Genomic DNA, 13,475 nt, shown 5'->3' with positions numbered 1-13,475 from the left:
TCAGCCGGTTCCCGGGAGCGTCGCTTCCCGCGCCGCAGCGGCGAACGCGCGTCCCATGTCTTCCATGATCGACCGCAGCTCGTCGGCGCCCAGCTCAGCGGCCGGCACGCCGGCCATCAACTCGCGCATCAGCCGGCGCAGCACCTTGCCCGAGCGCGTGCGCGGCAAGGCCCGCACCAGCACCACCTTGCGCGGCCGCGCCAGCGAACCCAGGGCGGCGGCGACCGCCTGGGCCAGCCTCGGCCCGAGCTCGTGCGGCCCATGCGCGCCGGCGATGCGCGGCACCACGAAGGCGACCGGAACCTGGCCGCGCAGGGCATGCGGCATGCCCACCACAGCAGCCTCGGCCACGGCATTGTCGTCCAGCAGCACCTCCTCGATCTCTCGCGTGCCGATGCGTTTGCCGGCCACGTTGATGACGTCGTCGGCGCGGCCCAGGACACGCAGGTGCCCATCCTCATCCACGCAGGCCCAATCGAAAGTCGCGTAGCGCCAGTGATCGCCGGCGCGGCTCCAGTAGATGCGCAGGAACTCCTCGTCGCGCCGCCACAGGGTGGAAAAGCAACCGGGCGGCAGCATGCCGCGCGCCATCAGCAGGCCCTTGGCGCCGGCGGCGCAGGGCAAGCCGCTTTCTTCGTCTAGCACCTCCAGCCGGTAACCGGCCGCGGCCAGCCCCGGCGAGCCGCGGCTGCGGCGCAGGGGCGTGCGGCCGTCCAGGTCGGTGAGCGGCAATCCGACTACCGGCGTGCCGGTCTCGGTCTGCCAGTAGTGATCGATCACCGGCTTGCCCAGCGTCTCTTCGATCCAGGCTGCGGTCGGTTCGTCCAGCGGCTCGCCCGCCAGGAACAGGCAACGCAGCCTCGACAGGTCGGCGTCGGCGGCGTGCCGGCCGCCGCGCTTGAACAGCCGCATGGCAGTGGCCGACGACAACATCAGGTCGACCCGGTATGTCTCTGCCAGCCGCCACCAGGCGCCGGCGTCAGGGCGCAGCGGCGAACCTTCGTAGAGTACGCTGCTCATGCCGGCCAGCAGCGGCGCATAGACCCCGTAGCTGTGGCCGACTACCCAGCCCAGGTCGGAGGTGGTGAAGATGGTGTCGCCTGCGCTGGCCTGGAACAGCAGCGCCATCGATGTTGCCAGCGCTACCGCGTGGCCGCCGGTATCGCGTTGGACGCCCTTGGGGCTGCCGGTGGTGCCGGAGGTGTAGAGCAGGTAGGAGGGCTCGTTTGATTCCAGCCAGGCGCAGGGCACGTCGGCCAGGACGTGGCGCGCGCGCATCTCGGCATAGCAGTGGTCGCGACCGGGCGTGGCCGGCCAGGGCAGGAGGCCGCGATCGACCACCAGCACCGGACACTCCGCCTGCGCCAATGAGATGGCCTGGTCGATCCAGTCCTTGTATCCCGTCAGCACCCCGTTCTGGAATCCAGCGTCGGCGCAAATCACCAGGGACGGCTGCGCATCGGCGATGCGCGCGGCCAGGCTGGCCGGGGCGAATCCGCCGAACACCACCGAGTGCACGGCGCCGATGCGTGCGCATGCCAGCATGGCGATGGCGGCCTCGGCCACCATGGGAAGGTAGGTCAGTACGCGGTCGCCGCGTTGCACGCCCAGCTCCAGCATGATGGCGGCCATGGCATTGACCTCGCGATGCAGCTGGCGGTAGCTCAGGATCCGCTCCGTTCCGGTTTCGCCGGAGACGAAGATCAGTGCGGCCTGCTCGCCGCGTTCGTCCAGATGGCGATCCACGGCGTTGTGGCAGAGATTGGTGCGGCCGCCAGCAAACCAGCGTGGAAAGGGAGCCCGGCTGTCGTCGAGCACCTGGTCGAAAGGACGCTCCCACTCGATGCGGCGCGCTTGCTCTGCCCAGAAACCGGCCGGATCCTCTTGCGAATTGGCGATCAGCCGTCCATAGGCGGAAGCGGCGGCGTCGATCGGTGCAGGTGCGGGGGACATGGCGACGGCGCGCTTCAGGCCGCTTGCGACAGCTCGGCCTGGCCGGAGCGTGCGCGCAGCGCTGCAATGTGTTCGAACAGGTAGTGGGCGTCGCGCGCGATACCCGAGAAACGGCCCGAACCCCAGGTGTATTGCCATGGCAATCCAAGGAAGTACAGGCCCGGCGCAGCGGTGACGCCGCGCTCATGGCCGGGATAGCCGCGGCCGTCGAAGATGGGCTCGGCTATCCAGCTGAAGTCGGTGCGAAAACCGATGCACCAGACTACCGCCGAGATTGCCGAGGCGCGCAGGTCGAGCCGCTGCGGGGCGTCGGAGGCCGGTTGCCATACCGGCGCGTAGCGTGCCTCGTGCGGCGCCTCGATGCCGTTGGCGGCGATGAATTTGTCGATGCTGTCCTTGATGCTTTCCGAAACCGCGTCGGCGTCGTCGAGATAGCCCCGCAGCCCGGCGCCGAACTGTGCCACGCCATCGTCGATGCCGTCGAAGCGGCCATAGAGTTGCATGCCTTCCAGCGCGAACTTGCGCAGGTCGATGTCGCGTCCGCCGTCGCGGCCGGTGACATAGTGGTTGGTCTTCTCGCGCACCCCGGTGCCCAGGGGATGGCGATCTACCGGCAGGTCGTAGTACTTCATCTTGTCCAGCCACTCCACCACGTCGCGCCCGCGATAGGCGCGCGCCACGCGCGGCGCATCGCCCACGCACAAGTGCACGCGCCGGCCGGCCAGGTGCAGGTCCTCGGCGATCTGGCAGCCGGATTGGCCCGTGCCCACCACCAGCACTTCGCCTTCGGGCAGCGACTCCGGATTGAGATAGTCGCTGGAATGGATCTGCGCGATCCCTGGGGGCAGCTTCTCGGCCGCGCGCGGCACCACCGGAATGTGATAGCCGCCCACCGCCACCACCACCTGGTCGGCCGAGTATTCGCCGTCGCTGCCGGTGATGCGCCAGAGCGCCCCCTCGCGCCACAGCTTGCTGACGGTCACGCCTTCGCGCACCGGCGGCGCGAAGCTGGCGGCGAAACCGTCGATGTATTCCACGATCTCGTCCTTTTTCATGAAGCCGTGGGGATCGCTGCCGCGATAGGGGTAGCCCGGCAGGGTGCATTGCCAGTTGGGGGTCACCAGGCAGAAGGTGTCCCAGCGTTCGCTGCGCCAGGCGTGCCCGATACGGTGCTTTTCCAGCACCAGATGGTCGATGCCAGCGTCTTTCAGGTACCAGCTGGCCGACAGGCCGGCCTGGCCGCCGCCGATGATGATCACGCTGTGATGGCGCGGCGCGCCCGGGGTTGGTGTGTTCATGTTCTTCCTTTGTCAGTATGGGGGCGGGACGGCGTTTCAGGGCGCGAAGGATTCGACCAGCACTTGCGCATCGGCGGCGCCCTCGAAGCGCGCGGCGGTCTCTTCGATGCGGCGCAACTGGTCCATGGCCGACGAGCAGGCAAAGCCGTATTTCTGGCGCACCCGCTCGCTGCCGATATTGAGCGCGGTGGCGCTGCGCTCGACGAACTCGGCCAGCCGATAGCGGCGGCCGGCTTCCAGGTGCTCCTTCACCACCAGGGAGGGGGAATAGCAGTCGGTGACCGTGTCGTCCGGCCAGCGGACGCGGAAGTGCATTTCAGGCATGGCTTTCCTCTTTTGCGTGGGCCGCCTGGTCGCGGCGGAATGTGTGATAGATGTCCTGGTGGCGCAGCGCCGATTTCATCCAGGTGAAGCGCGCCGCGACCTCCCTGCCGGCCGCGATCAGCCCGGTGCGCACGGCCGGGTCGCAGGCATGCGCCATGGCGGCGGCGATGGATGCCGGATCTTCCGGATCGGCCCAGGCGCAGCAGCTTCCGTCCAGGTGTTCAGTGAAGGGGGCGATGCGCGGCACCACGGCCGGAATACCGCAGGCCATCGCCTCCAGCGCCACCAGGCCAAAGCCTTCCTTGAGCGAAGGAAAGACCAGCGCGTCGGCGCAGCGCATCAGCGGAGGCATGTCGGCATCGTCGACTTGCCCCAGGATGCGCACCGTCCCGGGCGCCAGCGCCGCGGCCGACAATTCGGCATCGAAGCGATGCCGGTAGTCCTGGTGGTCGAGCACGCTGGCGCCGCCGGCGATCACCAGCCGCGCGGCGGGCCGCACCCGATGCAGTCGCAGGAAGGCGCGCAGGATGCCCAGCGTGTTCTTGCGCGGTTCGATGCCGCCCACGGCCAGCAGCAGCGGCGCGCCATGCAAGCCGGCCTGGGCGCGCAACGCGGCGTCGCGCGGCGATGGCTGCGGCGAGTAGCGCGCGGCATCGACGCCGTTGCCCACCAGCTCGCTGCGCAGGCCGTGTTCACGCCACAGGATGTCCTGCCACATGCGGCTCACGCACAGCAGCCGGCTTGCCCGGCGATAGCCGCGTTCCTGCCAGGCGTGCAGGCGCGGATCCTCGAAGGTGTCCAGGTGGTGCACCGTACGCACGTAGCCGGGGATCGCGCCGCGTTCGGCCAGGGTGGCCATGGCGTTGGCGCTGATCGAATCCTGCGCATGCCAGATGTCGAAGCAATCCATCCCGGGACGTTCGAAGCAGCGCAGGTAGTCGGCGATGCGCTGGCGCACCATGTCGGCCACGTCGGCGGTATGCGCCGGCCCGGGAATTGCGTGAAAGGCGCACGAAGCTTGCCGGAACAGGCCGCGGCCGCGGGCATCCGGCGCGAACAGCGTGACCTGGTGGCCCAGCGCCTGCAAGGATTCGGACAACTGCAGCGCATGCACCACGCCGCCGCGCGGATTGACCGAATGGGTCAGCATGGCGATCCTGAGGGGGGCTTTCCCGGGAGCGGCGAGCGTGTTCATGTCGTGCCTTCCCGACGTGGGCCGCAGCCGATCAGCGCCTCGTCGGCGAAGTTCCAGAACGGCAGCTCGCGGCCTTGCATGGACAGGCGCACCTCGCGGCTGTCGTCGATGCGGCCGATGGCAGCGCAGGCGATGCCGCGCGTATCGAAGCGCCGCAGCACCTCGGGCAGGTCGGTGTCGGCCACGCTGAGCAGGAAGCCGTAGCTGGGGAAGGCCGTCAGCCAGCGCAGGAAGTCCACGCCGGGCGGGCGCGGTATGGCGTCCAGGTTGATCGTCGCGCCCTTGTCCGAACATTCCAGCAACATCAGCGCGGTGCCGACCACGCCGGCCATACTGATATCCTTGGCCGAGGGCGAGAGGCCGCCTTCGGCGATCGCCGGCAGCAGTTCAAGGTCGCCGCGCAGGCGCTCGGCGGGCGCGCCGGAACTGGCGTTCCAGTAGGCGTAGGGTTCCTGGAAGCGGCCGCGCAGGTCGATCGCCGCCACCAGGTGATGCCCGGCTTGCGCGTCGAAGCTGGTCAGCAGCCGCTTGGCGCGGCCGACGATGGCGACCGACAGCTGTTCGCGATCGTTGCGGCGGTTGCTGTGGCCGCCCACCAGCGGTACGCCGTACACGCGCGATCCCTCGCGCAAGCCCTCCAGCACCGGACGGGCAGCTTCGCCGCCGCGGCTCCAGAGCGCATCGACCACCGCTGCCGGGCGGCCGCCCATCGCATAGATGTCGCTGACGTTGACCATCACGCCGCAATAGCCGGCGAACCACGGCTGCTGGTCGACGAATTCGTTGAGGAAACCCTCGATGGCGAACAGCAGGTAGCCGTCGCCGTCGGGAATGGCGGCGCAGTCGTCGCCCATCGCGATGGTGCTGCCCTGGTGCTGCACCGGCAAAGCCGGGTGCAGGGTCTGCATGACCTCGTCGATGTCGCGCTTATGGGCGATGCCGCGCGAGGCGCGCAGGGCCTGGACGATGCCGGCCAGGTCCAGGGGCGCGTCGTCCGTCCTCATGAACGCGCTCCTTCTCGCCTGCCCACGAGGAAGCCAACGTCGCCGTCGCTGATGGGCGGGTAGAAAGGCAGCTCGGCCTGCATCACGTGGTGCGGACGGCCGTGGATCTCGATTTCGGACAAAGTGTTCCAGTGCAGCCGCCGGAACAGCGGCGCATTCTGGCTTTGTACCTGGGCCAGGAAGGTGTGGCAGCCGTGGGCGTGGGCGGTTGATACGGCCAGCCTGATCAGGCCGCTGCCGATCGAACCGATGCGGCGCGCATGCTGCGCCACCGCCAGGCGCGAACCGTGCCATACGCCCGGGGCGGGCTCATGGATACGCACGGTGCCGACCACTTCGCGGCTGCCGTCGGCGGCCTCCAGCACCGCCACGATGGGCATGGCGATGGCGTCGATCTCATCGGTGTCGTCGTCGCGGAAGATGCCTTGCTCGGCGCAGAAGACGTCGCGTCGCAGGCGGCGCGCTTCTTCGCGCTCCCATTTGCCCAGCGCCAGCTTGATGCGCACCGCCTGCGCGGGCGTCTCTTGCGCCGCGAGGGCGATCTTGTCGGCGAGTTCAGCCATGATCATTTCCTTTCGAAGGACGACAGCGAGGAGCAGGCGCCGCATTTGCCGCAACCGGCCTTGGCGTCGCCGGAGCGCATGCCGGCCGCTTCCAGCATCGCCGCCAGCGGCGAGAGCAGGGCGCGCATGTAACCGGCGTCGGGCGAAGGATGGTCTTCCAGCGGCGTGCCGGATATAGGCACGAACGGCACCACGAAGGGATAGACGCCCAGCGCGATGAGCCTCTCGCTGGCTTCCAGGATGGTCTCCGGGCTGTCGCCCAGGCCGGCCAGGATGTAGGTGCTGACCTGGCCCTTGCCGAAGACGTCCACTGCCGCAGCGAAGGCCTCGAAGTAGCGCTCCACCGGGACCGTCGCCTTGCCGGGCATGATGCGGCGGCGCACTTCGGGGGTGACCGCTTCCAGGTGCATGCCGAGCGTATCGATGCCGGCGTCGCGCATGCGGCGGAACCAGGCGTCGTCGTCGGGCGGCTCGCACTGGCCCTGGATCGGCAGGTCGACCGCCGACTTCACGCCGAATGCGCTCTCGCACAGGATCTGCGCGCCGCGGTCGGTGGCGTTGGGGGTGCCGGTGGTCATCACCATGTGCTTTACGCCATCCAGCAGCACCGCCGCCCGCGCCACTTCGCCCAACTGCTCGGGCGTCTTGCGCAGGATGGTGCGTCCGGCGGCCAGCGACTGGCCGATGGCGCAGAACTGGCAGGACTTGCGGCGGCTTTCATAGCGGATGCAGCTTTGCAGCACCGTCGTCGCCAGCACGTCAGCGCCGTGCAGCGTGGCGATCTTGCCGTAGGGGATACCGTCGAAGGTTTGCATTCCGTAGAAGCGCGGCTGGCGCGGGAAAGACACCACGCCGACCTCGACGCCGTCGCGCAGGATGCGCGCGGCGCCGTCGGCGCCCGGCTGCGTGGCCACATAAGGAGAGGACCAGGAGCCGGCGGTATGCACCGGGATCATCACGGTGTGGCCGTCCACCGTCACGGCCTTGTGGTCGGACGGGCCGGCGCCGCCGCGTCGGCTCTGCGCGCCGGCGCCCGGTGCATCAAGGCGCAGCCCGAGGGATTGCAGTTCCGAGATCAGTTCCGTCGGGGTGTTTCGCTTGGGATGCAATTGGATGGTGGCTGTCTGCATGAGGGAACCTCGCGTGATTGGGGGTGACGGCGGATAGAGATCCCGCCGTGTCGGCAGGGAACAGGGATGTCATGGGGGAGGCGCGGCGATCATCCAGCACGAGGTGCAGCAGCTCGGGGCGCGCGTAGTGGCCGACCGAATCCATCATGCGCTTGCGCTTGGTGACCAGTTCCATATCGAGATCGGCCACCAGGATGCCTTCGCCGCTGCGCAGCGGCTCGCCCAGCAGCTTGCCCTCCGGCGAGACGATGGCGGTGCAGCAGCCGCCGCGCAGCGCCTTTTGCGCGGCCGGATCGGGTTCGATCGCGGCGATCTGGGCATCGCTCAGCCAGCCGGTGGCGTTGACCACGAAGCAGCCCGACTCCAGCGCGTGGTGGCGTATCGTCACCTCCATCTGGTCGGCGAATATCTGGCCGACCATGGAGCCGGGGAATTGCGCGCAGTGGATTTCCTCGTGCTGCGCCATCAGGCTGTAACGCGCCAGCGGGTTGTAGTGCTCCCAACATGCCAGCGCGCCCAGGCGACCGACGGCGGTGTCGGTTACCTTGAGGCCGCTGCCGTCGCCCTGGCCCCAGATCATGCGCTCGTGATAAGTCGGCGTGATCTTGCGTCGCTTGAGCACCAGTTCGCCGTCGGCATCGAACACCAGCTGGGTGTTGTACAGCGTGCCGTGGTCGCGCTCGTTCACCCCCAGCACGACCACCGTCCCATGCTGGCGCGCCGCAGCGGAGACGGCCTGCGTTACCGGGCCGGGCACCTGCACCGCGCGTTCATAGAGCAGCAGGTGTTCCGGCCCGGAAGCGTAGGGCGGCCTCACAAAGGAGAAGTACGGGTAGTACGGCACGAAGGTCTCCGGGAACACCACCAGCTGCGCGCCCTGGGCGGCGGCATCGGCGATGGCCCGGCACACCTTGGCTACGGTGCCGTCTGCGCTGTCGAGGTCGGGCGCGATCTGCACCGCCGCCGCCCGTACCGTTCTCTTGTCGTTCGCCATGGTCGCCGCCGCTTCGCTTAGAGCGTCCAGGTGTCGAGGATGAAGGCGTTGTCGCGGCGATGCAGCAGCACCAGGTCCAGCACGTCGAGCGGGTTGATCGGACGGATGCCGGGGATCAGCGACGGCTCGCCGTGGCCGTACAGCGCCTGCAACGCGAAGCGGCAGGCGTAGACCTTGCCGCCTTCTTCCATGAACTTGACGATCTGCTTGTTGAAGTTCTGGTGACCCGGGAACGCCTCGTCGCCCAGGGTCGGGAAGCCGCGTTGCACGCCCAGCGTCACGCCAGGGCCATACAGCAGGATCGAGGTTTCGAAGCCCTTGCGCTTGAGGCGAGTGGCCTGCAGCAGGTTGACGAAGCCGATCGAACCTTCGAAGGCCACGGTGTGGAAGGTCACCAGCGCTTTCTCGCCCGGCTCGGCCTTGACGTCTTCAAATACCTTCTCTTCGTAATCCACCAGGAAGTCGCCGGGGGCATGGGCTGCTTTGGTCACTGCGGGCATGGTGTTACTCCTCTCGGTTGGTAGTGATGTCTGCTGCTTGCCGTGGCGGCAAGAGGCCGCGGCTGCGTTGCTGCGACGCCGGCATTGAATGCATCGGGCGTGCCAAGCAAACGGCAGGAACGGGCAAATTGACTGCAAAAAAATCCTGTCAATTCCGTTGGCCAGGACGCCCATGCCGATGGCTTGCGGCTTCGCCGGAGGGCCGGCGGCAAGCGCCTTTCAGCGGTTTTTCGGGGATCCATTCAATCGCTCCATACAATCGCCGGAAGTCGCGCGCACCCTGATGTGGCGGCGTGTTTTCGGATGGTGCGGACAAGTGCCTGTCGCTGGTGTAAACCGGTGCGCGAGAGTGCTTGCCGGGGCGCGATTGCATGGAACGCGAATTGCATTCAATCGTGGATATGAATGCAGTCAATGCTGTGGATTCTCATGAAGGAATCGCCATGCCCAAGAGCGCCAATATGTGGATGCCCAAATTGAAGAAGGGCGGCGGCCCGGCCTACCTCGCCATCGCCAACGCGATTGCCGAGGACGTGGCTACCGGCCAGCTGCAAGCGGAGCAGCGGCTGCCGCCGCAGCGCAGGCTGGCCGAGGCGCTGGGCCTGGACTTCACCACCGTCGCTCGCGCCTATGCGGAAGCTCACCGTCGCGGCCTGGTCGATTCGGTGGTGGGACGCGGCACCTTCGTATGCGGCAAGCGGCGCCCGCGCATTCCACGGGTGACTGAAGGGCGGCCCAACGTCGATATGTCGATGAACATGCCTCCGGAACCGGAGTCGCCCGAATTGCTTGCGCTGATGCAAGATGGTTGGGCCCACGTCAACGGCAGGCTGCGCGACCTGATGCGCTATCAGGACTTCGGCGGTTCGGTCGAGGATCGGGAGGCCGGGGCGCTGTGGCTGCGCCGGCGCGGCATGGCGGTGGAGCCGGAACGGGTGCTGGTGGTTCCAGGAGCACAGTGCGCCTTGCTGGCGATCCTGACCATGATGGTTGGGCCCGGCGGCGTGCTGTGCTGCGAAGACATCACTTATCCCGGCCTGCGCGCGCTGGCCGGCCAACTCGGCATCAAGCTGGTGGGACTGCCGATGGACAACGAAGGCATCGATGCCGTGGCCTTTGCCGGTGCATGCGCCCAGTACGCGCCCAAGGCTCTCTATTGCAACCCGACATTGCTCAACCCGACCACGCTGACGACCTCGCTGTCGCGCCGGCAGGCCCTGGTGGATATCGCGCGCCACTACGAGGTGGCGCTCATCGAGGATGACGCCTACGGCTTCCTGCCGCGGGCGGCGCCGCCGGCCATCGCCAGCATCGGGCCGGATGTGACCTTCTACGTGACCGGGCTGGCAAAGAGCGTAGGCGCCGGCTTGCGCATCGCCTATATGGTGGCGCCGGACGACCAGTACGCGGCGCGCCTGGCCGCCTCGCTGCGCGCGACCACGGTGATGGCCTCGCCGATTACATCGGCGCTGGCGACGCGCTGGATCCGCGACGGCGTGGCCGACCTGGCGCTGGCCAATATCCGCAAGGAATCGATGGCGCGCCAGAAGATGGCGGCGCGTATCCTGCCCGAGCACAGTTACGACTCGGTGCCGGAGGCCTTTCACCTGTGGATCAAGTTGCAAGGCGCGTGGCAGGCCAAGGCGTTTGCCGCGCAGATGCGCGCGTCCGGCATCGGTGTCGTGGACAGCTCCGCCTTCGCCGTGTCCAACCAGCCGCCCGAGGCGGTGCGGGTCTGCATCGGCGGCGTCGCCAATCGCGAGGATATCCAGCATGCGCTGGAGCTGATCCGGGATACCTTGAGGCAGCCGCCGCCGGTCATGCCCGCAGTGGTATAGCAAGGGGCGGCTTCAGGCCGCCTGCGTCGGTTGCAAGCGCTCCTGCACATAACGCGACGGCGGCATCCCCACATGCCGGCCGAAGGCCACGCTGAAGGTGCTGGCCGAGCTGTAGCCGACCTGCTGCGCCACTTCGGCGACACCGGCTTGCTGACGCAGCAGCAGGTTCTTGGCCAGCGCCATGCGCCAGGCCAGCAGGTATTCCATCGGCGCCACGCCGACTTCCCGGCGGAAGCGCTCGAAGAAGGCCGAGCGCGACAGCGCCGCTTGCTTCGCCAGCCGCTCCACGCTCCAGGCCTGGGCCGGATCCTGGTGCATGCGCCGCAGCGCCTGCGCCAGGCGCGCGTCGGCAAGTCCGCGCAACAGGCCGGGCGAGGCCTCGGGACCGAAACCCGACCCAGAGCGCAGGGCTTCGATCAGCAATACCTCCAGCAAGCGCGCCATGATCATCTCGCGCGCCGGGCGCTGCGCCCGGAATTCCTCGCTCACCAGCCGCACCAGCGTTGCCAGGCGCGGTTCGCCGCGCACCAGCACCAGCCTGGGCAACAGCGACACCAGCAAGGACGAGTCGGGCGAGCCGAACACGCAATGCCCCACCAGGAAGCGCACCTCGGCCTCGGCCTCCACCGTGCCCAACCGATATTCGCCGCCCGGCAATTGCGGCGGCGGATTGTCCTCGCTGATCTCGACGCCGGCCGGGTCCTGCAGGCTGGCCATGGCGAAGCCGTACACGGAGGGGATCAGGATGAAGTCGCCGGCGCGCAGGATGATCGGCTCCATGCCGTCGACCAACAGGCGGCAGGCGCCCTCGACGATGGCGCCGTAGAAGGACTGCCCGGGCTCGGTGCGCTGCACCCGCCAGGGGCCGGCGCCGGAGACCGACTTGTTGAAGCGCGCCGCCGGCTGCAGCAGCGCGACTACCTCGGCGAGCGGGTCGACGGCTTCGGTCATGATTGGACTATTGCTAAAGAAAAATGGACTTTTGATTGTAGCAAGTCCTGATGCGGGCATCTATGCTCCCTACATCGCAACCCACCCAAAGGAATTCCCATGAACACTATCCTCATCACCGGCTGCTCGTCCGGCTTCGGCCTGGAGATCGCCAAGTATTTCCTCGAACGCGACTGGAACGTGGTCGCCACCATGCGCACGCCGCGTCACGACCTGCTGCCGGCCTCGCCGAAGCTGCGCATCCTGCCGCTGGACGTGGCCGACGCCGGCAGCATCCAGGCCGCGATCGCGGCCGCCGGCCCGATCGACGTGCTGGTCAACAACGCCGGCATCGGCCTGCTGGGGGCGGTGGAGGCGATCACGATGGAACGGGTGCGCGAGATCTTCGAGACCAATACCTTCGGCACCATCGCCATGACGCAGGCGGTGCTGCCGCAGATGCGCGAGCGCAATTCGGGCGTGGTGGTCAACGTCACTTCCAGCGTGACGCTAAAGTCGCTGTCGCTGCTGGCCGTGTACACCGCCAGCAAGGCCGCGGTGAACGGCTTTACCGAATCGCTGGCGCTGGAGCTGGCGCCGTTCGGCGTGCGCGCCCGCGTGGTGCTGCCCGGGCGTTCGCCGAGCACCCGCTTTGCGGAGAACGCGGGTTCGCGCATGGAGGGGACGATTCCCGAGGCCTATGCCGGCATCGCGGCGGCCGTGTTCGAGAACTTCAAGGACGATTCGCAGGTGACCTATGCGCACGATGTGGCCGAAGCCGTCTGGCGCGCCGCCACCGATGCGTCTTCGCCGGTGCGCATCCCGGCCGGCGAAGACGCTGTCGCCTGGGCGGCGGCAGCCTGAGCTTCAGACTTCGGTGACCAGCCGGTGCAGCATCTCGGCGGTCTCGGTGGGGCGCGAGAGGAAGGGCGAGTGGCCGCTGTCGAGTTCCTTGATGCGCCCGCAGCCCGAGCGCGCCGCCATCGCCCGTTGCAGCATCGGGTCGATGGCGCGGTCGCGGGTGCAGACGATGTAGCTCTTGGGCACCTTGCCGTAGCGCTCCTCGGTCAACGCCACCGGCGTGACCATGGGCGCGACGGCCTGCGGGCCGAAGCGCGGCGCGGCCCAGGATGCCACCGCGTGCGGCGCGTCGTGCATGAAGGCGTCCACGCGCGAGGAGGGACGGGTGTTGGCAACCTGGTTGTCGCCATCCATCTCCACCGGCGATATCCGGCGCGGCGGCGTCAGCGCCGACAGCGAGACCAATGAATCGCCGTTGCCCGGCACGAAGGCGCACATGTAGATGATGCGCGCCAGGCTGTCGGCCGCCTGCTCGGCGCCAGCGCTGACGGCGATGCCGCCCATGCCGTGGCCCACCAGCGTGACCCGCTTGCCGATGGCCTTGACCGCGCGCACGATGGCATCGGCATGCATGGCCAGCGTGACCTCGCCCAGCGGCGTGGCGTCGTCGCCGCTACCGGGCAGGTCGATGGCATACACCTCGTGGCCGCGCATGGTCAGCTCGGCGCTGACCGCGGGCCATATCCACTTCCCCTGCCAGGGGCCGTGGACGAGCAGGAAGTTGGCCATGGCGTTTCCCTTTACCTTTCCCTTTATTCGTTGATGCGCGCCATGGGCGCGATGCCGGTGTCGGCGCCATGATCTTCCGGTCGGAAAATGTATGGATTTGTGTTTTAATTGAATCCATACTAGCATCCGGAATGTGGCCGAACAATCCGGACAAAG

The 13,475-nt window shown here is 68.0% G+C and carries 13 protein-coding genes; 2 read left to right on the top strand and 11 right to left on the bottom strand.

Annotated elements, in window-relative coordinates:
• Genes prpE through Herbaro_RS11740 form a run of 9 tightly spaced genes read right to left on the bottom strand, consistent with a single transcriptional unit; the run spans position 1 to position 8,961 of the window.
• Positions 1 to 1,953, bottom strand: coding sequence for a propionate--CoA ligase (gene prpE / locus Herbaro_RS11780; protein ID WP_275009819.1), 1,953 nt, complete (start codon positions 1,951 to 1,953; stop codon positions 1 to 3).
• A gap of 14 nt (positions 1,954 to 1,967) precedes the next feature.
• The gene (locus tag Herbaro_RS11775) at positions 1,968 to 3,251 is read right to left on the bottom strand and encodes an MSMEG_0569 family flavin-dependent oxidoreductase (RefSeq protein WP_275009818.1); all 1,284 of its coding nucleotides are present in this window, start codon (positions 3,249 to 3,251) and stop codon (positions 1,968 to 1,970) included.
• Positions 3,252 to 3,287: 36 nt separating this feature from the next.
• Positions 3,288 to 3,575 carry an MSMEG_0570 family nitrogen starvation response protein gene (locus Herbaro_RS11770; RefSeq protein WP_275009817.1) on the bottom strand — a complete coding sequence of 96 codons (288 nt, stop codon included), beginning with the start codon at positions 3,573 to 3,575 and terminating at the stop codon, positions 3,288 to 3,290.
• Complete coding sequence (locus Herbaro_RS11765; protein ID WP_275009816.1) at positions 3,568 to 4,770, bottom strand: MSMEG_0565 family glycosyltransferase; 1,203 nt, start codon at positions 4,768 to 4,770, stop codon at positions 3,568 to 3,570. The genes Herbaro_RS11770 and Herbaro_RS11765 overlap by 8 nt, the downstream gene beginning before the upstream one ends.
• Positions 4,767 to 5,774, bottom strand: a complete 1,008-nt coding sequence (locus tag Herbaro_RS11760; protein WP_275009815.1) for a sll0787 family AIR synthase-like protein — start codon at positions 5,772 to 5,774, stop codon at positions 4,767 to 4,769. Before Herbaro_RS11760 ends, Herbaro_RS11765 begins: the two co-directional genes overlap by 4 nt.
• A complete protein-coding gene (locus Herbaro_RS11755) occupies positions 5,771 to 6,337 on the bottom strand; it encodes an MSMEG_0567/Sll0786 family nitrogen starvation N-acetyltransferase (protein WP_275009814.1) in 567 nt (188 codons plus the stop codon). Before Herbaro_RS11755 ends, Herbaro_RS11760 begins: the two co-directional genes overlap by 4 nt.
• Before the next feature lie 2 nt (positions 6,338 to 6,339).
• The gene (locus Herbaro_RS11750; RefSeq protein WP_275009813.1) at positions 6,340 to 7,467 is read right to left on the bottom strand and encodes an MSMEG_0568 family radical SAM protein; all 1,128 of its coding nucleotides are present in this window, start codon (positions 7,465 to 7,467) and stop codon (positions 6,340 to 6,342) included.
• Complete coding sequence (locus tag Herbaro_RS11745; RefSeq protein WP_275009812.1) at positions 7,379 to 8,461, bottom strand: Nit6803 family nitrilase; 1,083 nt, start codon at positions 8,459 to 8,461, stop codon at positions 7,379 to 7,381. Before Herbaro_RS11745 ends, Herbaro_RS11750 begins: the two co-directional genes overlap by 89 nt.
• A gap of 17 nt (positions 8,462 to 8,478) precedes the next feature.
• The gene (locus tag Herbaro_RS11740; RefSeq protein ID WP_275009811.1) at positions 8,479 to 8,961 is read right to left on the bottom strand and encodes an MSMEG_0572/Sll0783 family nitrogen starvation response protein; all 483 of its coding nucleotides are present in this window, start codon (positions 8,959 to 8,961) and stop codon (positions 8,479 to 8,481) included.
• Between the two features lie 443 nt (positions 8,962 to 9,404).
• Here Herbaro_RS11740 and Herbaro_RS11735 point away from each other — a divergent pair, with 443 nt between their 5' ends.
• The gene (locus Herbaro_RS11735) at positions 9,405 to 10,799 is read left to right on the top strand and encodes an aminotransferase-like domain-containing protein (protein WP_275009810.1); all 1,395 of its coding nucleotides are present in this window, start codon (positions 9,405 to 9,407) and stop codon (positions 10,797 to 10,799) included.
• A gap of 12 nt (positions 10,800 to 10,811) precedes the next feature.
• On the opposite strand, the gene Herbaro_RS11730 is transcribed toward Herbaro_RS11735, so the two are convergent.
• Positions 10,812 to 11,750 (bottom strand): AraC family transcriptional regulator, encoded by a 939-nt coding sequence (locus tag Herbaro_RS11730; RefSeq protein WP_275009809.1) that lies wholly within the window; start codon positions 11,748 to 11,750, stop codon positions 10,812 to 10,814.
• 99 nt (positions 11,751 to 11,849) lie between these two features.
• On the opposite strand from Herbaro_RS11730, the gene Herbaro_RS11725 reads away from it, so the two are divergent.
• Positions 11,850 to 12,593, top strand: a complete 744-nt coding sequence (locus tag Herbaro_RS11725) for an SDR family oxidoreductase (RefSeq protein ID WP_275009808.1) — start codon at positions 11,850 to 11,852, stop codon at positions 12,591 to 12,593.
• Positions 12,594 to 12,596: 3 nt separating this feature from the next.
• On the opposite strand, the gene Herbaro_RS11720 is transcribed toward Herbaro_RS11725, so the two are convergent.
• The gene (locus Herbaro_RS11720; RefSeq protein WP_275009807.1) at positions 12,597 to 13,319 is read right to left on the bottom strand and encodes an alpha/beta fold hydrolase; all 723 of its coding nucleotides are present in this window, start codon (positions 13,317 to 13,319) and stop codon (positions 12,597 to 12,599) included.
• Positions 13,320 to 13,475 lie beyond the last annotated feature (156 nt).

This window comes from Herbaspirillum sp. WKF16 (genome assembly GCF_028993615.1).
In the GTDB taxonomy this organism is placed as follows: Bacteria; Pseudomonadota; Gammaproteobacteria; order Burkholderiales; family Burkholderiaceae_D; genus Herbaspirillum.
Note: the sequence above shows the minus strand (reverse complement) of the source record. Positions and strands in the feature narration are given on the sequence as shown.

Bases quoted from the DNA above. Each gene is read 5' to 3' on its own strand.
- prpE (WP_275009819.1), bottom strand. From the start codon at position 1,953: ATGTCCCCCGCACCTGCACCGATCGACGCCGCCGCTTCCGCCTATGGA.
- Herbaro_RS11775 (WP_275009818.1), bottom strand. From the start codon at position 3,251: ATGAACACACCAACCCCGGGCGCGCCGCGCCATCACAGCGTGATCATC.
- Herbaro_RS11770 (WP_275009817.1), bottom strand. From the start codon at position 3,575: ATGCCTGAAATGCACTTCCGCGTCCGCTGGCCGGACGACACGGTCACC.
- Herbaro_RS11765 (WP_275009816.1), bottom strand. From the start codon at position 4,770: ATGAACACGCTCGCCGCTCCCGGGAAAGCCCCCCTCAGGATCGCCATG.
- Herbaro_RS11760 (WP_275009815.1), bottom strand. From the start codon at position 5,774: ATGAGGACGGACGACGCGCCCCTGGACCTGGCCGGCATCGTCCAGGCC.
- Herbaro_RS11755 (WP_275009814.1), bottom strand. From the start codon at position 6,337: ATGGCTGAACTCGCCGACAAGATCGCCCTCGCGGCGCAAGAGACGCCC.
- Herbaro_RS11750 (WP_275009813.1), bottom strand. From the start codon at position 7,467: ATGCAGACAGCCACCATCCAATTGCATCCCAAGCGAAACACCCCGACG.
- Herbaro_RS11745 (WP_275009812.1), bottom strand. From the start codon at position 8,461: ATGGCGAACGACAAGAGAACGGTACGGGCGGCGGCGGTGCAGATCGCG.
- Herbaro_RS11740 (WP_275009811.1), bottom strand. From the start codon at position 8,961: ATGCCCGCAGTGACCAAAGCAGCCCATGCCCCCGGCGACTTCCTGGTG.
- Herbaro_RS11735 (WP_275009810.1), top strand. From the start codon at position 9,405: ATGCCCAAGAGCGCCAATATGTGGATGCCCAAATTGAAGAAGGGCGGC.
- Herbaro_RS11730 (WP_275009809.1), bottom strand. From the start codon at position 11,750: ATGACCGAAGCCGTCGACCCGCTCGCCGAGGTAGTCGCGCTGCTGCAG.
- Herbaro_RS11725 (WP_275009808.1), top strand. From the start codon at position 11,850: ATGAACACTATCCTCATCACCGGCTGCTCGTCCGGCTTCGGCCTGGAG.
- Herbaro_RS11720 (WP_275009807.1), bottom strand. From the start codon at position 13,319: ATGGCCAACTTCCTGCTCGTCCACGGCCCCTGGCAGGGGAAGTGGATA.